The 18,826-nt window shown below is 71.0% G+C and carries 16 protein-coding genes; 8 read left to right on the forward strand and 8 right to left on the reverse strand.

Annotated features, from left to right (window positions below):
• Positions 1-43 precede the first annotated feature (43 nt).
• From RJT50_RS05515 to RJT50_RS05525, 3 genes are all read right to left on the reverse strand, one after another.
• Positions 44-895 carry a class 1 fructose-bisphosphatase gene (locus RJT50_RS05515; RefSeq protein WP_313694838.1) on the reverse strand — a complete coding sequence of 284 codons (852 nt, stop codon included), beginning with the start codon at positions 893-895 and terminating at the stop codon, positions 44-46.
• Positions 895-1,710: a class I fructose-bisphosphate aldolase gene (locus RJT50_RS05520; RefSeq protein WP_313694840.1), complete on the reverse strand. Its 816-nt coding sequence runs from the start codon at positions 1,708-1,710 to the stop codon at positions 895-897. The genes RJT50_RS05515 and RJT50_RS05520 overlap by 1 nt, the downstream gene beginning before the upstream one ends.
• Before the next feature lie 115 nt (positions 1,711-1,825).
• A complete protein-coding gene (locus RJT50_RS05525; protein ID WP_313694841.1) occupies positions 1,826-2,452 on the reverse strand; it encodes a DUF7409 domain-containing protein in 627 nt (208 codons plus the stop codon).
• A gap of 223 nt (positions 2,453-2,675) precedes the next feature.
• Here RJT50_RS05525 and RJT50_RS05530 point away from each other — a divergent pair, with 223 nt between their 5' ends.
• The 6 genes from RJT50_RS05530 to RJT50_RS05555 all read left to right on the forward strand — a co-directional run bounded on the left by RJT50_RS05530 (position 2,676) and on the right by RJT50_RS05555 (position 10,666).
• Positions 2,676-3,533 (forward strand): 3-hydroxyacyl-CoA dehydrogenase family protein, encoded by an 858-nt coding sequence (locus tag RJT50_RS05530; RefSeq protein WP_313694844.1) that lies wholly within the window; start codon positions 2,676-2,678, stop codon positions 3,531-3,533.
• Between the two features lie 142 nt (positions 3,534-3,675).
• The gene (gene mvaD / locus RJT50_RS05535) at positions 3,676-4,668 is read left to right on the forward strand and encodes a phosphomevalonate decarboxylase MvaD (RefSeq protein WP_313694845.1); all 993 of its coding nucleotides are present in this window, start codon (positions 3,676-3,678) and stop codon (positions 4,666-4,668) included.
• A gap of 198 nt (positions 4,669-4,866) precedes the next feature.
• Entirely contained in the window at positions 4,867-6,009 is a 1,143-nt protein-coding gene (locus tag RJT50_RS05540; protein WP_313694847.1) for an NAD(P)/FAD-dependent oxidoreductase, read from the forward strand.
• Positions 6,010-6,139: 130 nt separating this feature from the next.
• Complete coding sequence (locus RJT50_RS05545; protein ID WP_313694848.1) at positions 6,140-6,289, forward strand: rubrerythrin-like domain-containing protein; 150 nt, start codon at positions 6,140-6,142, stop codon at positions 6,287-6,289.
• Positions 6,290-6,382: 93 nt separating this feature from the next.
• A complete protein-coding gene (locus RJT50_RS05550; RefSeq protein ID WP_313694849.1) occupies positions 6,383-9,274 on the forward strand; it encodes a DEAD/DEAH box helicase in 2,892 nt (963 codons plus the stop codon).
• A 105-nt stretch (positions 9,275-9,379) separates the two neighbouring features.
• The gene (locus RJT50_RS05555; RefSeq protein ID WP_313694850.1) at positions 9,380-10,666 is read left to right on the forward strand and encodes an endonuclease/exonuclease/phosphatase family protein; all 1,287 of its coding nucleotides are present in this window, start codon (positions 9,380-9,382) and stop codon (positions 10,664-10,666) included.
• A gap of 12 nt (positions 10,667-10,678) precedes the next feature.
• On the opposite strand, the gene RJT50_RS05560 is transcribed toward RJT50_RS05555, so the two are convergent.
• Both RJT50_RS05560 and RJT50_RS05565 read right to left on the reverse strand, forming a co-directional pair.
• Positions 10,679-12,055: a hemolysin family protein gene (locus RJT50_RS05560; protein WP_313694853.1), complete on the reverse strand. Its 1,377-nt coding sequence runs from the start codon at positions 12,053-12,055 to the stop codon at positions 10,679-10,681.
• 193 nt (positions 12,056-12,248) lie between these two features.
• A complete protein-coding gene (locus RJT50_RS05565) occupies positions 12,249-12,632 on the reverse strand; it encodes a DUF7522 family protein (protein WP_313694855.1) in 384 nt (127 codons plus the stop codon).
• A 119-nt stretch (positions 12,633-12,751) separates the two neighbouring features.
• Here RJT50_RS05565 and RJT50_RS05570 point away from each other — a divergent pair, with 119 nt between their 5' ends.
• Positions 12,752-13,462 carry a methyltransferase domain-containing protein gene (locus RJT50_RS05570; RefSeq protein WP_313694856.1) on the forward strand — a complete coding sequence of 237 codons (711 nt, stop codon included), beginning with the start codon at positions 12,752-12,754 and terminating at the stop codon, positions 13,460-13,462.
• A 435-nt stretch (positions 13,463-13,897) separates the two neighbouring features.
• Here RJT50_RS05570 and RJT50_RS05575 read toward each other — a convergent pair whose 3' ends face one another.
• Positions 13,898-16,156 (reverse strand): AAA family ATPase, encoded by a 2,259-nt coding sequence (locus RJT50_RS05575; protein WP_313694857.1) that lies wholly within the window; start codon positions 16,154-16,156, stop codon positions 13,898-13,900.
• A gap of 99 nt (positions 16,157-16,255) precedes the next feature.
• Here RJT50_RS05575 and RJT50_RS05580 point away from each other — a divergent pair, with 99 nt between their 5' ends.
• Positions 16,256-16,687, forward strand: coding sequence for an ester cyclase (locus RJT50_RS05580; protein ID WP_313694859.1), 432 nt, complete (start codon positions 16,256-16,258; stop codon positions 16,685-16,687).
• A 78-nt stretch (positions 16,688-16,765) separates the two neighbouring features.
• Here the strand turns inward: RJT50_RS05580 and RJT50_RS05585 are convergent, their stop codons facing one another.
• Positions 16,766-18,076 (reverse strand): right-handed parallel beta-helix repeat-containing protein, encoded by a 1,311-nt coding sequence (locus RJT50_RS05585; protein ID WP_313694861.1) that lies wholly within the window; start codon positions 18,074-18,076, stop codon positions 16,766-16,768.
• Between the two features lie 56 nt (positions 18,077-18,132).
• Positions 18,133-18,765 (reverse strand): DUF7500 family protein, encoded by a 633-nt coding sequence (locus RJT50_RS05590; protein ID WP_313694862.1) that lies wholly within the window; start codon positions 18,763-18,765, stop codon positions 18,133-18,135.
• Between the last annotated feature and the right edge of the window lie 61 nt (positions 18,766-18,826).

An 18,826-nucleotide genomic window follows, 5' to 3' on the forward strand; every position in this document is an offset into this window, starting at 1 on the left:
CCCCGACCTTGGGAGGGGCACGGGAATCGCTTTCGGGACGCGGCTACCGCGAGACGGCGGATTCCAGTCGCTCGATCAGGCCGCGGTTGCCGACGTGGACCGGGGTCCGCTGGTGCAGTTCGGTCGCCTCGACGTCGAGCAGCGAACCCCCACCGTCCGAGGACGCCCCGCCGGCGGCCTCGACGATGTAGCCGATGGGCGCGCCCTCGAACACCAGGCGGAGTTTCCCGTCCGGGCTGGACGCCAGGGCCGGATACGCGAACACGCCGCCGTAGGTGAGCACCTGGTTCACGTCGCCGATCATCGAGCCGCCGTACCGGAGCTTCAGCTCCCGTTCCACCTCTTCGACGTACCCCGAGAAGTCGTCGGGCCAGTCCGGGACGCGGCCGCCGAAGCCGTACACCGTCGGCTCCTCGGGGAGTTCCACGTCGCGGAGTTTCTCACGGTCGCCGTCCTCGGTGACGAGGAACTCCGTGGGGGTGCCCTCGCGGGCCACGACCATCGTCGTGATGGGGCCATAGAGGACGAACGCGGCCGCGACGAGGTCGCGGCCCGACGCCGGCAGCGGGGCGTCGTACACGCCGACGATGGTGCCCATCGTGTTGTTCGGCTTGAGGTTCGAGGAGCCGTCGAGCGGGTCGCAGGCCACCGAGAGCCCCTCGCCGGCGTTGACGACGCCCTCGCGCTCCTCGCTGGCGTACGCGCCGACGCCGTCGACGGCGGTCAGTCGCTCCTCCAGCAGGTCGTCGGCGTAGACGTCGGCGTCGAGCATCGATTCGCCGGAGGGGTTCTCCTCGTCGAGGTACGACCTGCGGCCCGCGAGCGCATCGCGGACGTCGGGTGCGGCGCGCGAGACGACGTCGACGATCCGGGCGAGGGCGTCGTCGCTCCCCATCAGTCGTCCGCGACCGCCGCGTTGCCGGTCCGTTCGAGCGCCTCCTCGGCGGTCGCCTCCTCGTAGATGACCGCCTCCAGCGCGTCGAGGATCTCGACGGGGTTCTCGCGCTGGAACACGTTCCGGCCGACCGCGAGCCCCGCCGCCCCGGCCGACACCGCGCTCTCGACCGTCGAGAGGAACGCGCGGTCGTCCGTCTTGGACCCCCCGGACATGACGACCTTCGCCGGGCCGGCCATCTCGCAGGCCTCGGCCATCGCCTCGGGCGAACCGGGGTACTTCACCTTCGCCACGTCGGCGCCGAGTTCGAGCCCCTGCCGGGCGGCGTACGCGATGGTCCGCGGGCTGGTGTCGTTTTTCATCCCCTGGCCGCGCGGGTACGACCACAGCACGACGCCCATGTCGTGCTCGCGGGCGGTCTCCTGGGCCTCGCGGAACTCTTCCGCCATCTCGACCTCGTTGTTCGAGCCGCCGTACAGCGTGAAGCCGATCGCGTCGGCCCCCAGATCGGCGGCGTACTCGGCCGACCAGTTCACCGCCGAGTCGGGTTCGCCCATCCACATGTTCGAGGTGCCGTTCAGCTTCGCGAGCAGCGACACGTCCTCGGAGTACGACGGGTAGTACGCCTCGGCGATCCCCTTCTGGACCGCGAACGCCGACACCGCGTCGTGGGTGGCGAGCTCCCAGACCGCCTCGGGATCGGCGGTGTCCGGGTTCGGGTCGAAGTCGACCGGTCCGTGTTCGAGGCCGTGGTCGTACGCGAGGATGAGGGCCTTGCCGTCACGGGTGATCGCGTCGTCCGCGTGGGGAAGCATCTCGTAAAACGGTCGCGCGTCGCGTCACATAAAGCGTCCGGTGGTGGCGGGCGTGAAATTAACTCGAAATCGAATAGCGACTTCGCCGCGTCGTCGGCTCGTTCCGGCGGTCGGTCTATCCCAGATAGTTGCTGGCCGCGTCCCGAAGGCTCGTGACGCGGTCCGCGTCGCGGTCGAGCGCCTCCGCGACCTCGCCGGGGTCCGCAGTGGAGAGCGATCGGACGGAGGTGATCCCCGCCTCGGCCAGGTCCGTGATCGTCTCGTCGTCGAGGTCCTCGAGCTCGGACAGCGGCGTCGGGGCCGAGCGCTCGCGCCACGCGGATTCGGCCGCGACCGGGTCGCCCGACCCGTCGGCCTCCGTCGCCTGTTCGGCGTTCGAGGCCGACGCCGCGACCCACGCCGCCTCGTCGTCGGCCCCGTCCTCCGAGGGGGTGAGGTCGCGCTCGCTCCAGTCGTCGGAGGCGGCGGCGACCCACGCGCGCTCGGCGTCGCCCAGCCCGCGAACCTGGGAGGACCGTCGCCGGAGGTCGTCCGGGTCCTCGGACTCGAACGACCACGACAGCGAGTGCTCGCGGCGGATCTTCGCCGCGACCCCGGGGTTGACGCCCACGTCGAGGAGCATTCTGAACGAGACGTTCTTCGAGCGAACGTCCGCCGCGTCGAACGGGGCGTCGGCCAGCACCGCGGCCGTCGCCGGTCCGACGTACTTGATGTCGGTGGGGTCAGGTGCGTCCTCTGTCACGAGCGCTCACCAGTTGGCAGTGCCTTGGACCCCGGGTCCTTAACCTTTCTGTGCCGGTTATCGAATACGAATAATTCGACCGACAGATCCGCCGGAGTCACCGATATTTGGACGGATGACGTGCGAACGAGACTACTCGATGACAGGAACGTCGCTCGGGCCCCGCTGGTCTCCCGGCGGCGGCTCCGCTACGCTTACGGCCTCCCGCCCGGCATCACTGGTCATGCGCGGACTCTCCGAGGTCGACACCGTCGCCGTCATCGGGGCGGGGACGATGGGCAACGGCATCGCTCAGGTCGCTGCGACCGCAGGCTACGACGTGCTCGTGCGCGACGTCGAACGGGAACTCCTCGACGAGGGCTTTGCCGCCATCGACTCGTCGCTCTCGCGGCTCGCAGGGAAGGACGAACTGGACGAGGACCCCGAGGCGATTCGCGGCCGCATCACGGGGACGACGGATCTCGCGGACGTCGCCGACGCCGACCTCGTCGTCGAGGCTGCCGTCGAGAACATGGACGTGAAGCGTGACATCTTCGCCGACCTGGACGAGGTCACGGACGAGGGCGTCGTGCTGGCGACGAACACGTCGACGCTCTCGATCACCACCATCGCCGCGGCGACCGACCGTCCCGACCGGGTCGTCGGCCTGCACTTCATGAACCCGGTGCCGATCATGGCCGGCGTCGAGCTCGTCGTGGGGGAGAAGACTGCTCCGGAGGTGACCGCGTTCGCCCACGAGTTCGCGGAGGACCTGGGCAAGGAGACGTGGGAGAGCGACGACAAGCCCGGCTTCGTGACGAACCGCGTGCTGATGCCCTGGATCAACGAGGGCATCCGTGCCTACGACGAGGGCGTCGCCTCGAAGGAGGACATGGACCGCGGGATGAAACTCGGGACGAACGTGCCGATGGGTCCGCTCGAACTCGCGGACCACATCGGGCTCGACGTCTGTCTCGACGCGAGCCGAACGCTCCACGAGGAACTGGGCGACCGTTACAAGCCCGCCTACCTCCTCAAGCGGAAGGTCGACGCCGGCGACCTCGGGAAGAAGACGGGGAAGGGGTTCTACGAGTACGAATAGGGAGTTCACATACGGGGTGAGACGACTTTTCGGGTGGCGCGCGTGACTGCGAGCGAAGCCGAACGAGTTCGAGCTCACGGACATCGTCTCCCCCGCGGAGCCATCCGGAACGACTAACCCCGCCCCGGCCGGTCGGGCGGACATGAAGGCGACCGCGACGGCCCACCCCATCCAGGGCCTCGTCAAGTACCACGGGATGCGCGATCCGGACCTCCGGCTCCCGTACCACGACTCCATCAGCCTCTGTACGGCCCCATCGCGGACGACGACCACCGTCGAGTGGGAGCCGGACGGAAGCGATGACGGCTACCGCATCGACGGCGACGAGGTCGACGGGCGCGGCGCCGAACGGATCGATCACGTGGCCGACCACGTCCGCGATCTCGCCGGGTTCGACCACGCGGTCCGCGTCGAGTCGGAGAACTCGTTCCCGTCGAACGTCGGGTTCGGCTCCTCCTCGTCCGGCTTCGCCGCGCTGGCGACGGCGCTCGTGGAGGCCGCCGGACTCGACATGACGCGACCCGAGGTCTCGACGGTCGCGCGCCGCGGCTCCTCGTCGGCCGCCCGCGCCGTCACTGGCGCGTACTCGCACCTCTACGCGGGGCTGAACGACCACGACTGCCGCTCCGAGCGCATCGAGACCCGGCCGAGCGAGTCGTTCGACCCGGAATCGGACCTCCGGATCGTCACCGCGCTCGTCCCCGCGTACAAGGAGACCGAGGAGGCCCACCGCGAGGCGGAGGCCAGCCACATGTTCGACGCGCGCATGGCTCACGTCCACGAGCAGATCCAGCGGATGCGCGACGCGCTCCGCCGCGGCTCGTTCGACGACGTGTTCGAACTCGCCGAACACGACTCGCTGTCGCTCACGGCGACGACGATGACCGGCCCGTCGGGCTGGGTGTACTGGCAGCCCGAGACCATCGCCGTGTTCAACGCCGTCCGGGAGCTCCGTCAGGAGGCTGACGTGCCCGTCTACTTCTCGACGGACACCGGCGCGAGCGTCTACGTGAACACGACCGCGGAGTACGCCGACCGGGTAGAGGAACGCGTCGCTGCGGTCGGCGTCGAGACCGACGTCTGGGAGCTCGGCGGCCCGGCGCGCGTGCTCTCGGAGTCGAAGGCGCTGTTCTGAACCGGGAGGATCGAATCGCCCCGGCGCGGCCGCCATCGAGTTGGCGAACTGGCGGAACCGGCGGCTCCCGTGGCGGCGTTCCGCACGACCGCGCCACGCCACGGGGCGTTCGTCACGTCACGGGGGCGCTGGTCGGGTTCCGGTACAAAAACCCTCGCCGCTACCTACTTTCCGGTGGCCCACCAAGCGCGGACGTCAATGCACGTCGTCGTCCTCGGAGCCGGGTACGCCGGTCTCTCGCTCGTCCGTCGCCTCGAATCCCGACTCCCGCCGGCGGTCGACGTCACGCTCGTGAACGACGGGGCCGAGCACGTGTTAATCCACGAGGCGCACCGGGCCATCCGCAGGCCGGCCCTCGCGGACGCCATCTCGGTGTCGATCCCGGACGTGCTGGACCGGACCGAGTTCGTGAACGCCCGGGTGGACTCGGTCGAGTTCGATGCCGGGCGGGCGGTACTGGACGACGGCGAGGCGCTCTCGTGGGACTACGGGGCGGTCTGTCTCGGGTCGGAGACGGAGTACTACGGCATCGAGGGGCTCCGCGAGCACGCGACGCCCATGAAGTCGCTCGCGGACGCGGCGACCATCCGCGAGGGGTTCCGCTCGGTGCGTGAGGCCGGCGGCCGCGCGGTCGTCGGCGGCGCGGGGCTCTCGGGCGTGCAGGTGGCGGGCGAACTGACCGCTCTCGCCCGCGAGGAGGAATTCGCGGTTCCCGAGGAGGTCGAGGTCGTCCTGCTCGAACGGTTCGACGGGGTCGCCCCGAACTTCCCGGCCAACTTCCGACGTGCAGTCCACGATGAACTCCTCGAGCGGGACGTGGACGTGCGGACGGGGACGGCCGTCGAGCGGGTCGGACCGGAACGTGTCGTGACGGAGGAGGGAGAACTCCGGTACGATCAGCTGATCTGGACGGGCGGAATCACCGGACCGGCGGCAGCGGACGGAAACAGACCGACCGTCCGCGCCGACCTCCGCGCGGCCGACCGGACGCTCGCGCTGGGGGACGCCGCGCGCATCGTCGACGCCGACGGGGAGCCGGTTCCCGCGAGCGCCTCGGCGGCCATCCGCGAGGCGAAGACGGCCGCCGAGAACCTCTCCCGACTGGTCGAGGCGGATCGCTCGGAATCCGTCGAGGCGTTCCGTCCCCGCCTCTCGCAGTACAGGTTCGACGTGCCCGGCTGGATCGTCTCGATCGGCGAGGGCACCGTCGCGCAGGTCGGCTCGACGGTGCTCCGCGGAAGCGCGGCGAAGGCTGCCAAGGCCTCGGTCGGCGCGGGCTATCTGACGTCCATCGGGGCCGCCAGGAACGCCGGATCGCTCGCCGAGGAGGAACTTCGGTGAGAGCGATGTCTGGACGATCGGAAATAACCAAAATAAATAGACGAACGTTCAGTAACTCCATATAAGGTAACTATACTGTGGGATGATGGGCAAGGAAACGTTTACTCGTCGGGCCACGGTACGTCGTCACATGCCAACCTCCGAGATCGATCCGTACACGCCGTCGGGGGGGCTGTTCGAGTGCGTCGTCTGCGGGGCGCGCGAGCGGTCGAGCAGCAACCCGGGGACCTGTTCGTCCTGTGGCGGCGCGGTGCAGAACATCGCGATCGCTCGGGAGTGAGCCCCCGTTCTCGCCGCGGTCGGGGTCCGGGAGGGACCGGACCGGCCCGCCGGGAGCGCGGGGCTTAACCCCCTCGCACCGCAATCCGCTCCAATGAGTGACGCGGCGCGGGCGGGGGGAATGGACGCCTTCGCCGCGCTCGGCGACGCCGTCAGGACGGCCCTCTCCGAGCGCGGGTTCACGACGCCCACCGAGCCACAGCGCCGCGCCATCCCGCCGCTCGCCGCCGGGAGGGACGCGCTCGTCATCGCCCCGACCGGGACCGGGAAGACGGAGACCGCGATGCTCCCCGTGTTCGATTCGCTGGTGCGGGGCGAGGGGGCCGACGGCGACGCCGCGGCCGCTGAGACGGCGGCGGGCGATGCCGGCCCGCCCGAGGGCATCGGCGCGCTGTACGTCACGCCGCTGCGGGCGCTGAACCGCGACATGCAGGAGCGGCTGGAGTGGTGGGGTGAGACCCTCGACCTCGACGTGCAGGTCCGCCACGGCGACACGACCGACTACCAGCGGAGCAAGCAGGCGAACGACCCGCCGGACGTGCTCATCACGACGCCCGAGACGGTGCAGGCGATGCTGACCGGCGAGAAGCTCCGGAAGGGGCTCTCGGATCTGCGCCACGTCGTCGTCGACGAGGTCCACGAACTCGCCGCCTCGAAGCGGGGCGCGCAGTTCACCGTCGGGATGGAGCGGCTGCGGGCGCTCGCGGGCGACTTCCAGCGGATCGGCCTCTCGGCGACCGTCGGCGACCCCGACGAGGTGGGCAAGTTTCTGACGGCCGATCGGGGCTGTGAGATCGTCGAGGCCGACGGCGGGACGAACGCCCAGTTCGACGTGCTCTCGCCCGAGATCACCGACGAGGACGAGCGGCTGGCCGGCGAACTGGCGACGGACGCGACCGTCGCCAGTCACGTCAGGGCCATCCGGGACGTCGTCCGGGACCACGAGTCGACCCTCGTGTTCGTCAACACCCGCCAGTCGGCCGAGGCGCTCGGCTCCCGGTTCAAGAAACTGGAGGAACCGGTCGGCGTCCACCACGGATCGCTCTCGAAGGACGCCCGAATCGAGGTCGAGGAGGCGTTCAAGGCTGGCGAGGTCGACGGGCTCATCTGCACCTCCTCGATGGAACTCGGCATCGACGTGGGACGGGTCGACCACGTCGTCCAGTACAACTCGCCCCGGGAGGTCGCGCGCCTGCTCCAGCGCGTCGGGCGCGCGGGCCACCGACGCGGCGAGACCTCACACGGCACCATCATCACCGACCACCCCGACGACACCATGGAGGCGCTCGCCATCGCCCGGCGCGCTGCCGCCGGCGAGGTGGAGGACGCCGGCATCCACCACGCGAGCCTCGACGTCGTCGCCAACCAGACGGTCGGCCTGCTGATGGACTTCGACGAGATCGACGCCCGCGAGGCGTACGACCTCCTGACGGGCGCGTACCCGTTCCGCGACCTGACCGAGGAGACGTTCCGGGAGGTGGTCCGGGAACTCTCCCGAAACCGCCTCGTCTGGATCGACGAGGAGCGGGACGTCCTCGAGTCCTCGAGCGGCACCTGGCAGTACTTCTACCGGAACCTCTCGATGATCCCCGACGAGGAGACGTACGAGGTCACCGACATCTCTTCGCGCCGCCAGATCGGCACGCTTGACGAGCGCTTCGTCGTCAACTTCGCCGCGCCGGGCGAGACGTTCATCCAGCGCGGCGAGATGTGGCGCATCAACGACATCGACGACGAGGAGGGCGAGGTGAACGTCGCGCCGATCGAGGACCCCGCCGGCGAGGTGCCGTCGTGGACGGGCCAGGAGATTCCGGTCCCCCGCGCGGTGGCGGGCGAGGTCGGCGAGATGCGCGGCGTCGCCGAACCGCAGTTCGCCGGCGGCGCCTCGGCGGACGCCGTCGCGCGGGAGTTCGCCTCCCGCTACCCGACCGACCGGCGGACGGCCCGGGTCGGCCTCGAACAGGTCGAACGCCAGGTCGAGACCGGCGGGCCGATGCCGACCGATCGACGGATCGTGCTGGAGGGCCGGGGCCGCTCCGTCGCGCTCAACGCCGCGTTCGGCCACGAGGTAAACCGGACGCTCGGCCGCCTGCTCTCGGCGCTCATCGGCCAGCGAACCGGCTCCTCGGTCGGGATGGACGCCGACCCGTACCGCGTCGAACTCGAGGTCCCCTCGTCGGTCGACCCCGGGACCGTCATCGAGGTGCTGGAGGAGACGGACCCCGGGCACGTCGAGGCGCTGCTGGAACTCGCGCTCAAGCGGTCGGACACGCTGAAGTTCACCCTCACCCACGTCGCCGCGAAGTTCGGGTCGCTGAAGCCGTACCAGGGGAAAAAGCGGTTCGGCGCGGACCGGCTGATGGCCGCCCTGGAGGACACGCCCGTGTTCGAGGAGGCGATCAGGGAGGTGTTCCACACGGAACTGGCCGTCGAGGAGACGGCCGACCTGCTCGCGGATATCCAGTCCGGCGAGGTCGAACTGGTGGCCGCGCGCGAGCGAACGCCGATCGGGTCGGGCGGACAGTCCTCGGGCCGCGAGTTCCTCGTCCCCGAGAACGCCGACGCGTCGGTCATCCGGACGATCAGGGAGCGCATTCTCGACGACCGGGTGATCCTGCTGTGCATGCACTGCCGGGGCTGGACCCACACGACGAAGGTGCGTCGCGTCCGGGAGACGCCGCGCTGTCCCGAGTGTGAGTCGACCCGCGTCGCCGCGCTGAACCCGTGGGACGAGGAGGCGGTGCAGGCGGTCCGGGCCGACGAGAAGGACGAGGAGCAGGAGCGGCTCACCCGGCGCGCGTTCCGCTCGTCGAACCTGGTGCAGGCACACGGCAAGCAAGCGATCGTCGCGCTCGCCGCGCGCGGGGTCGGCCCGCACAACGCCGCCCGCATCATCGGGAAACTGCGCGAGGACGAGGACGACTTCTACCGTGACATCCTCGCACAGGAGCGTCAGTACGCCCGGACCCAGAGCTTCTGGGACTAGCTCGCGGAGATCACGGGCACGACACCGAGGCCGACGGCGTTCGGACGGTGGCACCGACGGCCCGACCGAGCCGTTTTTCCGCGGGTTCGGCCTACCTGGTTCCAGATGGCGGACCGGACCAGACGCGACGTGCTCGCCGCCGGTGTCGGGGCGCTCGGGGCCTGCGCGCTCGGATCGGGGGCGGTCGGGACCGTTCGAGCCGACGCCCCGCGGGTGTCGGTCGCCACGCGCAACTGCTATCTCGGCGCGGACCTCTTCCGGCTTCTCGCCGCGGCGACGGTCGGGGAGGGGTCGGTCCGGGACGCGATCGGCGAACTCGTCGCGGCGGTCGACCGGAGCCACGTCGAGCGACGCCTCGACGCCGTCGCCGCCGAACTCGGCCGGACGGAGCCGGATCTGGTCGGGATCCAGGAGGCCGCGCTGCTCCGGACGGGCCCCCCGAGCGAGGGGACGACGCCGACCGCGACCGACGTCCGGTACGACTTCCGGGAACTACTGGTCTCTGCGCTCGACGAGCGTGACCTCCCATACCGGGTCGTCGCCGCGGCCGAGACGACCGACGTCCAGCTCCCCGGGAGGGTCGACGGGGAACGGCGCGACGTGCGGCTGACCGACCGGGACCTGATCCTCGCACGCGAGGGGGTCACGACGACCGAGCCGGTCACCGACACCTTCGACGCGGCGTTCTCGGTGACGCAGAACGAGCGCACGCTCACGGTCGAGCGAGCCTACGGCATCGTCGACGCGACGGTCGGCGACGGACGGCTCACGTTCTGTAACACGCACCTCGAGGCGGCCTCCGCCGAGACGCGGGCCGAGCAAGCGGCGGAGCTCCGGGCGGCACTCGGGGACGTCCGGGACCCCGTCGTGCTCGTCGGCGACCTGAACGACGGCCCGGGTGGGTCGGACGGGGCGTACGCGCGCCTCACGGAGACGTTCACGGACGTCGCGGGTGGCAGCGGCCCGACCTGCTGTCACGCCGCCGACCTCAGGAACCCGGAGCCGTCGCTGGGGTCGCGGATCGACCATGTGCTCGTCCGCGGGGAGCTACGCGCGACCGGCGTGACGCGCGTCGGCGTCGACCCCGCGGAACGGATCGCCGTCGACGGCGACCGGCTCTGGCCCGCCGATCACGCGGGCGTGGTGGCGACGCTCGCGCCCGGCACCCAGGCCGCGTCGGCCACGACCGAACCCGCGACGGCGACGACGTCCGCCCCTGCCACGACGACGCCGATGGACGCGGCTACTGGCGCGACGACTGCCGAGACGGACGCCACCGGCACCGACCCCGACGCGGATTCGGCCACGACCGCCCCCGGGTTCGGCGCGGCGACGGCGCTCGGCTCGCTCGTCGCGGCGGCGCTGGCCGCCCGCAGTCGGTCCGCGGAGTGACGACGGTCGAGCCTACTCCCCGTCCACGCCGGCCCCGTCCACGTCCTCCCGGTCGGACAGTTCGTCGAGCCGGACCGTCGACACCCGAGCGCCGTCCACTCGCTCGATCTCGAGCACGTGGCCGTCGACCTCGACCACGTCGCCGACCTCCGGTGCGCGCCCGAGCCGGTCCAGCACGAGGCCGCCGACGGTGTCGAACGACTCCGCCTCGAACCCGGTGCCGACCGCGTCGTTGACCGCCGCGATGGTGACCCCGCCGTCGAGGACGTACGACCCGTCGGGCCGCGGCTCGATGTCGGGTTCGCGCTCGTCGCTGTCGAACTGGTCGCGGAGGTCGCCGACGAGCACCTCGACGACGTCCTCGACGGTCGCGATGCCCTCGAAGGAGCCCCACTCGTCGATGATTGCGGCCATCTGGACCCGCTCGCGCTGGAACTCCGCCAGGAGGTCGTCGATGCGGCCGCTCTCCGGGATGACGGGGAGCTCGCGGGCGAGGTCTCCGGCCGTGATCGCGCCCTCGTCGCCGTCGCGCCCTTCGCCGCCGTCGAGCGACTCTCGCGCACGGAGCACGTCCTTCACGTCGACGAACCCGACCACCTGCTCGGCGTCCTCGGCGTCGATGACCGGGTACCGGGTGTGGCCCGAGTCGATGATCAGGCGACGCAGCTCCGGGAGCGGGAGATCGGACGGGACGCTCACCACGTCGGGACGGGGCACCATCACCTCGCGGACTGACGTGTCGTCGAGCTCGAACACGCGCTCGATCATCTCCACCTCCGACTTGTCGACCTGGCCCTCCCGGCCCGAGCGCGTCAGCACGAGCAGGATCTCCTCCTCCGTGAACGTCTCCTCGGACTCGGAGGCGGGCGGGATGCCGATCAGCCGGGTGAAGAAGTTCGCCGTCCCGTTGAACACGATGATGCCCGGCACGAACAGGTAGTAGAACGCCCGCATCGGCGCGGCGACGAGCAGCGACACGCGCTCGGCCCGTGCGATTGCGATGGTCTTTGGCGCGAGCTCGCCGAACACGACGTGGAGGAACGTGATGGTGCCGAAGCCGAGCGCGAACGCGACGAGGTGGATGACGCTCCCGGGGAGGACCGGTTCCAGCACGGGTTCGATGAGCGCCGCGACGGCGGGCTCGCCGATCCAGCCGAGCCCGAGCGAGGAGAGGGTGATGCCGAGCTGGGTGACCGCGAGGTAGTCGTCGAGGTTCGCCATCGCGTCCTGGAGCATCGTCGCGCCCGGCGCGCCCTCCGCGACGAGCTGGTCGACCGCGGTCGAGCGGATGCGCACGTAGGCGAACTCGGCGGCGACGAAGAAGCCGTTCAGGAGCACGAGCACCAGCGCGAGGAGCAGTCGCCCCGCCGAGAGCGCGAGGTCTACCATCCCGCCACTCCCGTCGACCGGGGTCGCCCGGGTCGGTCCCGCCGACCAGCCAACTGACGACGGACGGCACGAACAGTTCGAGTCATGGCTTCGATACTTCGCGGCCTCACAAAACGGTGGCGTCCTGACGGCCCGGGCCGGCCACCCCGAGTCCGGGCCAGCAGGACCGGGTCCGGCCGGTCCACCCGACCAGTCAGGCTTCCCACTCGGCCAGCGTCGCGGTCAACGCGTGGGCGAGCGCGTCGAAGTCGCGCAGTTCCACGCCGTCGGTCGTCACGAACACGCCGGTGTTCTCGCCGCCGACGCGGACGAGGTAGCCGTTCTCGAACACGCGGAGCGTGTATCGGTACCCCCCGAGCTCGGACCCGCGGTAGGCGTCGGTCGTCGTGTTGAAGTCCTGGCGCTCGTTGCCGATGAAGCCCATCAGGTCGGCGTCCTGCTCCAGGTCGTCGCGGAGGTACACCTGCTCGAAGTCGCTCCGCGTGAAGTACGTCACCGACCGGAGGTTGTCGCCGACGGTGGTCCGACAGGTCGCGATGAGCCGCTCGGTCGCCTCCTCCGGCAGCAGTCCGTCCATGCCTCCCCCTCACGCTCCGGGGGGTTGACCGCACCGGTCGGCGAGAGCCTTGCCGAGTCCATGCGACTCAGTACCAGTTCTCACGCAGGTTTACGGTCGCACTCGGCCGAGGGGGAGCCATGTCCGACCCGTTCGGTCGCGCCATCCGCGACTTCCACCGGGACGAACAGGACGAACCGCTCCGCCAGATCGACGGCGAGGAGGTGCTCGAACACCCGATCGAGCGGTTCTACTTCGACGACCGGGACCCGGAGGACGAGCGGACGCGGTGGCTCGAATCCCGCCTCTCGGGGCCGCTGCTCGACCTCGGTGCCGGCGCGGGCCGGGACGTGCTGTACTTCCAGGAACGGTTCGAGACGGTCGGGCTGGAGGTCAGCGAGCACCTCGTCGAGACGATGCGCGAGCGCGGCGTCGAGCGAGCGGTCCGGGGCGACATGTTCGACCTGCCGGCGACGTTCGACCGGGACCGCTTCGCGTCGGTGCTCGCCCACGGCACGCAGCTGGGGCTGGCCCGGCCGGACCACCGTCTGCGGGAGTTCCTCGCGGACCTCGCGTTCGTGACGACCGACGACGCGACCGCGGTGCTCGACAACTACAACCCCGACGCCGAAACCGCGCAGAACCTGCTGGGGTTCCGCGAGGACCCGGAGCCGGGGATGGGCTACCGCGTGATGCACTTCGAGTACGAGGGCGACCGCGGGGAGACGCTGCTGTTCCGGCCGTTCACGCCGGGCGTGCTCCGGGACGCTTGCGTCGGGACCGGGTGGGACCTCGCAGAGGTGGAGTTCAGCAACGAGCACCACTACCACGCCGTGCTGGAGAAACGCTGAGACTTCGGCATCCACGACGTCGCCAGTCCCAGGGCGGTGGCGGTCACGCGAGCGAAGCGAGGGTGACGTCACGGGACCGGTGGTCCCGGGTAACGCGTGACTGCGAGCCGTAGGCGAGCAGACGCGCGCGAGGGACGAGGTCCCGACCGCAGGGAGGGGCCTCGTCGGCTGGGGAGGCCGTGGCTGCGGTGCGGTCGCGGCGGGTGGGACTGAAAGGGGCCGCTGGGGTCGACGACGGCGGACCCGTCAAGCACCACAGGAGCGAGCGAAGCGAGCGACGAGGAGCGCAGGCGCGGTCCCCCGAGTCGACCCCAGCGGGGGCTTTCGAGGCGTGCGTCACGACGACCGAGAAAACGTCAGAGTAGAGCACTGCGGGGCTTTCGAGGCGGCCCAACTACCAAACCAAGCCTGCCAAAACACCAACGCGACGGAAACCTACGACGACAACGAAGGCGAAACCGACTCCAGCGCGGCCTCGAAGTCCGCCATCGTCACCGACAGCTCGTCGGCGTGCTCGTTGGCGTCGTCCCCGAATTCATCAGCTACCCGCTCGACAGCGCGCATCGTCGCGTCCCGGGTGACGGCCGTCAGGTCGGCACCGGAGTACCCGGCCGTCCGCGAGGCGAGCTCGGCCAGATCGACGTCGTCAGCCAGCGGCTTCTCCGCGGTGTGGACCTCCAGAATGCGGAGCCGCGCGTCCTCCCCGGGCGCGGGGACCTCGACGTGGCTCTCCAGCCGGCCGGGACGGAGCAGCGCGTCGTCGAGGCTGTTCCGTCGATTGGTCGCGGCCAGCACGGCGAGGCTCGGGTTCTCTGCCGCGCGGTCGAACTCGGTGAGCAGCTGGGAGACGACCCGCTCGCCGACGCCCGAGTCGCCGCCGGCGAAGTCACGGTCGCCCGCGAGTGCGTCGATCTCGTCGAAGAAGACGATGACCGGGGCGGCCTGCCGGGCGCGCTCGAACAGCTCCCTGACCGCCTTCTCCGACTCGCCGACGTAGCGGTCGAGCAGCTCCGGCCCGGCGACCTGGATGAAGTTCACCTCCGACTCGCCGGCGATGGCCCGCGCGAGCAGCGTCTTCCCGGTGCCGGGCGGGCCGTACAGCAGCACGCCCGTCGGCGGGTCCGCGTCCGCGGCGTCGAACAGCGGCCCGTAGGTGAGCGGCCAGGTGACGGCCCGCTCCAGCGTCTCCTTCGCCTCCGTCAGCCCGCCGACGTCCGCGAACGTCGTCGAGGGCTTCTCGGCGACGTACTCGCGCATCGCCGACGGCTCGACGCTCGCCATCGCCGACTCGAAGTCCGCGCGGGTCACTTTCACGCCCCCCAGGTCCGCGTCGGCGTCGTCGTGGCGGACGCGACGGAGCGCGGTCAGCGCCGCTTCGGTGGTGAGCGAGTCCACGTCCGCGCCGACGAACCCGTACGTCCGGGCGGCGAGGCGGTCGAGGTCCACGTCCTCGGCCAGCGGCATCCGCCGCGTGTGGACCTCGAGGATCTCCCGACGGCCGGCCTCGCCGGGCACGCCGATCTCGATCTCGCGGTCGAAGCGCCCGCCGCGCCGGAGCGCGGGGTCGAGCGCGTCGACGCGGTTCGTCGCGCCGATGACGATCACGTCCTTCCGGGCGTCGAGCCCGTCCATGAGCGAGAGCAACTGGCCGACGACGCGGTTCTCCATGTCGCCGCCGTCCTCTCGCTCGCCCGCGATGGAGTCGATCTCGTCGAAGAAGATGATGGCGGGCGCGCTGTCGTCGGCCTCCCGGAAGATGTCGCGCAGGCGCTCCTCGCTCTCGCCCTTGTACTTCGAGGTGATCTCCGGGCCCGACACCGAGATGAACGTCGCGTCCACCTCGTTGGCGACCGCCTTGGCGATGAGCGTCTTCCCGGTGCCGGGCGGCCCGTGGAGCAGGACGCCCTTCGGCGGGTCGATGCCGAGCCGGGTGAACACCTCCGGCTCGGCCAGCGGGAGTTCGATCGTCTCGCGCACGAGATCGAGCTCCTCGTCCAGGCCGCCGATGTCCTCGTAGCTGACGCCCGCGGCCGCGGGGGTCGACTGTGCGGGCGTTCCGGTCGTTCCTCCCGTCCCCGTGCCGCCGCCCGCGGCGTGATCGCTCCCGCCGACGCTCGTCCGCGTCGACCCCGAGGTCGAGCGCGTCCGGTCGCCGGCGTCCTCTCCCCCGCCGCTCTCGCCGCTGCGCCGGACGGTCAGCCGCGTCCCGTCGCCGATCTTCACCGGTCCGTCGGGCGACGTGGAGGCCACGACGAACACGTTCCCGCCGAGGTGTGGCAGCCGGACCTGCTCGCCGGCGGTGACGGGCCGGCCGTCGAGGTCCCGTTTCGCCGCGCGCGAGAGCGTGGCGTCCTCGATGTCCACGTCGTCGAGCGTGGTCGGCGCGGTCAGGGTGACCGAGTCGGCCGGCCCGACGCTCTCGGGGGTCACGCGGACGGTCTCGCCGATCTTCGCGCCGGCGTTGGCCCGCGTGTCGGCGTCGATGAGGAGTTCGCCGTCGCCGGCCTCGGTCCCGGCGGGCCAGACTTTCGCCGCCGTCTCGCGCTCGCCCGCGATGCTGACCGTCTCGCCCGAGAGCACGCCCAGCGCGCTCATGGCCGCGTCGGGGAGGCGCGCGATACCCCGGCCCGCGTCCCGTTTCGCCGCCCCGCGGACCTGGAGGGAGATCCCGTCGTCGTCGCCGTCGTCGGTCATGTCGCGTCGTTGGAATGGCTGGGGTTTACCCCTTTCCACTGGCCGGACGCCGCGGTCGGCGGTGGAACTTACTCACGCTGGCGCGAACGGCCGACCGAGATGACGACTCCCGCCGACCACGTCGAGCGCATCGAACGCCTCTTTCGGGGGGTGTGGAACGGGGAGAACCCGGCCGTCGCGGACGACCTGGTGGGTCCCGACTACCTGATCCACGACCGCGACCTCGCGGCGGAGCTTCGCGGGCCCGACCTGTACCGGGAACTGGCGGCGGGGACGCGGGCCGTCTTCCCGGACATGGCGTTCACGATCGAGGACACCGTGGCTGACGGCGACGAGGTCGCCGTCCGCTGGACGATGACGGGGACTCACGAGGCCCCGGCGTTCGGCGTCGAGCCGACCGGCCGTTCGGTCGAACTGACCGCCGTCGAGATCAACCGGTTCGCGGACGGCCTGCTCGTCGAGACGTGGACTCGGAGCGACATGCTCGGTCTGATGGAACAGGTCGGGGCGCTCCAGTCCGGCGACGAGTAGCACGCCGCCGGGCGAGTGGCCCGAACCGCGCCGCGAACTCGAGTGTTCGTCGCTCGCACCACCGTCTCGGAGCGTGCCTCACGCGAACGGGCTGTCGCCGCCCGTGTGGCCGATGCCGTCGCCGGCCGGGACGTCCGCGCCGCAGGCGTCGTCGGGGTCGCCGTGGGTCTCGCCGTCGTACTCGTTGCCACAGACGATCCGCTGGTCGGCCTGTCCCTGGCCGTCGGAGCGGTACGGGAGGCTGAGCGCGAGCCCGTCGTTCCCAGTCAGCCGGTTGCCGTAGATCGCGTTGTTCGAGCCGCCGGCCGCGGCGGCCGGCGGCGGGTCCTCGGACGCCGCGGCGTCACAGTCGATCTCGATCCCCGCCTGCGCGCCGTCGGCGAGGACGTTCCACCGGACGGTGACGTCCGTTCCCGCGATGACGACCGCGCCGCCCGTCGTGTCGTCGGCGATCACCTCGTTCGAGCCGCCCGCGTCGGTGCAGTACTCGATCGTGACGTCCGAGAGCCCCGGCTTGCAGTCGACGAGTTCGGCGTGCGGGATGCCGGCGCTGTTGTCGATGTGGTGGACGTGGATGTCGTGGGACTGCTCGGGCGGGTAGCCGTCGCCCGGCCACGAGATGCCGAGGTAGACGATCTCCGAGTTGTGACCCGTCTCGTCGCCCTTCAGGAACTTCGCGCCGGCGACGCCGAACGTCTCGAACTCGCCGATCTCCACGTCGTTCGCGTACTGGTGTTTGATCAGGTCGGCCCGGCAGTTGCCGATCCGGTCGGGTTTGACGACGACGTCCCTCAGGTACGCCGAGTCGTCCATCCGCTCGGGCGGGTTCTCGACGTCGGTGGCGAGGTTCTCCGCCCGGGGGTTGATGGCGATGAGCCGCTCGACGTACGACTCGGGATCGTCGGGCCGGTCCGGGGTGTGCAGGCCGTCGAACGTCAGCCCGCGGAGGTGGACGTGGCTGTGGTTGATCAGGAACGCCTCCCCGCGCTCGGGGGCGAACACGGCGTCCGGGGGACCGGTGACGGTGATCGGCGCGTCCGGTTCGCCGGCCCCTCTCGTCTCGACGTTTCCGGAATGCCGCCCGGGGCGGACCCGGATCGTGTCGCCCGGTTCGGCCGCCCGGAGCGCGTACTGGATCGTCGCGACCGGGTCGTCCGCGGCGCCGGACCCGTAGTTGCTCCCCGCCTCGGCGTCGACGAAGATGGCGTTCGGCTGCTCCCGTGGGGTCGCGGTCGGCTCCGGTTCCCCGGTCGACGTCGGACTCGTCGTCCGGGACCGGGTCGGTTCGGTCTCGCTCGGTTCGGCCGTTCCGGACCCGCCATCGCCCGCACAGCCGGCCGAACCGGCCGTCCCGAGCGCCGCGAGTTCGAGGAATCGGCGTCGGTCCATGGGCGGACGATACTACGGGTTGACAAAAATCGCACGGTGCCGGCGACTCCCGAGCGTCACTGTCCGTCAGGGTCGGCGTCGGCGAGCAGGGCGTCGATGACCGCGTCGAGGTCGCCGGGCCGGACGCCCCCGGTTCCCGCGTCATCTGGTTCGTCCCGTTCGGCTTCGTCGTCCGTGGGTTCGCTCTCGTCTGCTTCGCGCTCGCCGGCATCGTCGCCCAGGGACTCGCCGTCGCCGCCGTCGGCCCCGACACGCTCGGCGTACCACCGGAGTGCGGTGGCGAGCACCTCCGCCGGGTCCCCGCCCGCAACCTGGATGCTCGCCGTCCCGTCGTCGGCCTTCCCGGCGAGCGCGAGGCCGTACGGCGCGCTCAGCGCGTCGAGTTCGGCCGCGAGGGCGTCGAGGTGCGGGCGGTCGTCGTCGGGAACGTCGGGTGACCCCGCCTCGTCGCTCTCCCCGGCCGTTTCAGCGTCGCTCCCGTCGTCGTCCCGGTCGTCGGCCGGCGGGTCGTCGACCGCGGCCCCGCCGTCCTCGGTGGAGATGACGTACCGTCCGTCACCCTGCTCGGACACGCCGTCGTGCTCGCGGATGTCGAGTTCGTCCGGGTCGAGGACCCCGTCCCTCTCCGCCGGTTCCGACGTCGACTCGTCGGTCCAGTCGCTCACGGCGAGCGCTCGGATCCCATCCATCTTAGTTCCTCACCCCAGGCTATCAGCGTTGAGAGCGACCGCGAGGCTCCCGGCTCGGTCG

Origin of the sequence: Halobaculum sp. XH14 (assembly GCF_032116555.1) — an archaeon.
GTDB classification, from domain to species: domain Archaea; phylum Halobacteriota; class Halobacteria; order Halobacteriales; family Haloferacaceae; genus Halorarum; species Halorarum halobium.

What these genes read in the sequence shown, in the direction of transcription:
- RJT50_RS05575 (WP_313694857.1), bottom strand. Translation starts at nt 16,156, where the DNA reads ATGACCGACGACGGCGACGACGACGGGATCTCCCTCCAGGTCCGCGGG.
- RJT50_RS05520 (WP_313694840.1), bottom strand. Translation starts at nt 1,710, where the DNA reads ATGCTTCCCCACGCGGACGACGCGATCACCCGTGACGGCAAGGCCCTC.
- RJT50_RS05545 (WP_313694848.1), top strand. Translation starts at nt 6,140, where the DNA reads ATGCCAACCTCCGAGATCGATCCGTACACGCCGTCGGGGGGGCTGTTC.
- RJT50_RS05580 (WP_313694859.1), top strand. Translation starts at nt 16,256, where the DNA reads ATGACGACTCCCGCCGACCACGTCGAGCGCATCGAACGCCTCTTTCGG.
- RJT50_RS05565 (WP_313694855.1), bottom strand. Translation starts at nt 12,632, where the DNA reads ATGGACGGACTGCTGCCGGAGGAGGCGACCGAGCGGCTCATCGCGACC.
- RJT50_RS05540 (WP_313694847.1), top strand. Translation starts at nt 4,867, where the DNA reads ATGCACGTCGTCGTCCTCGGAGCCGGGTACGCCGGTCTCTCGCTCGTC.
- RJT50_RS05550 (WP_313694849.1), top strand. Translation starts at nt 6,383, where the DNA reads ATGAGTGACGCGGCGCGGGCGGGGGGAATGGACGCCTTCGCCGCGCTC.
- RJT50_RS05585 (WP_313694861.1), bottom strand. Translation starts at nt 18,076, where the DNA reads ATGGACCGACGCCGATTCCTCGAACTCGCGGCGCTCGGGACGGCCGGT.
- RJT50_RS05530 (WP_313694844.1), top strand. Translation starts at nt 2,676, where the DNA reads ATGCGCGGACTCTCCGAGGTCGACACCGTCGCCGTCATCGGGGCGGGG.
- RJT50_RS05560 (WP_313694853.1), bottom strand. Translation starts at nt 12,055, where the DNA reads ATGGTAGACCTCGCGCTCTCGGCGGGGCGACTGCTCCTCGCGCTGGTG.
- RJT50_RS05515 (WP_313694838.1), bottom strand. Translation starts at nt 895, where the DNA reads ATGGGGAGCGACGACGCCCTCGCCCGGATCGTCGACGTCGTCTCGCGC.
- RJT50_RS05570 (WP_313694856.1), top strand. Translation starts at nt 12,752, where the DNA reads ATGTCCGACCCGTTCGGTCGCGCCATCCGCGACTTCCACCGGGACGAA.
- mvaD (WP_313694845.1), top strand. Translation starts at nt 3,676, where the DNA reads ATGAAGGCGACCGCGACGGCCCACCCCATCCAGGGCCTCGTCAAGTAC.
- RJT50_RS05555 (WP_313694850.1), top strand. Translation starts at nt 9,380, where the DNA reads ATGGCGGACCGGACCAGACGCGACGTGCTCGCCGCCGGTGTCGGGGCG.
- RJT50_RS05590 (WP_313694862.1), bottom strand. Translation starts at nt 18,765, where the DNA reads ATGGATGGGATCCGAGCGCTCGCCGTGAGCGACTGGACCGACGAGTCG.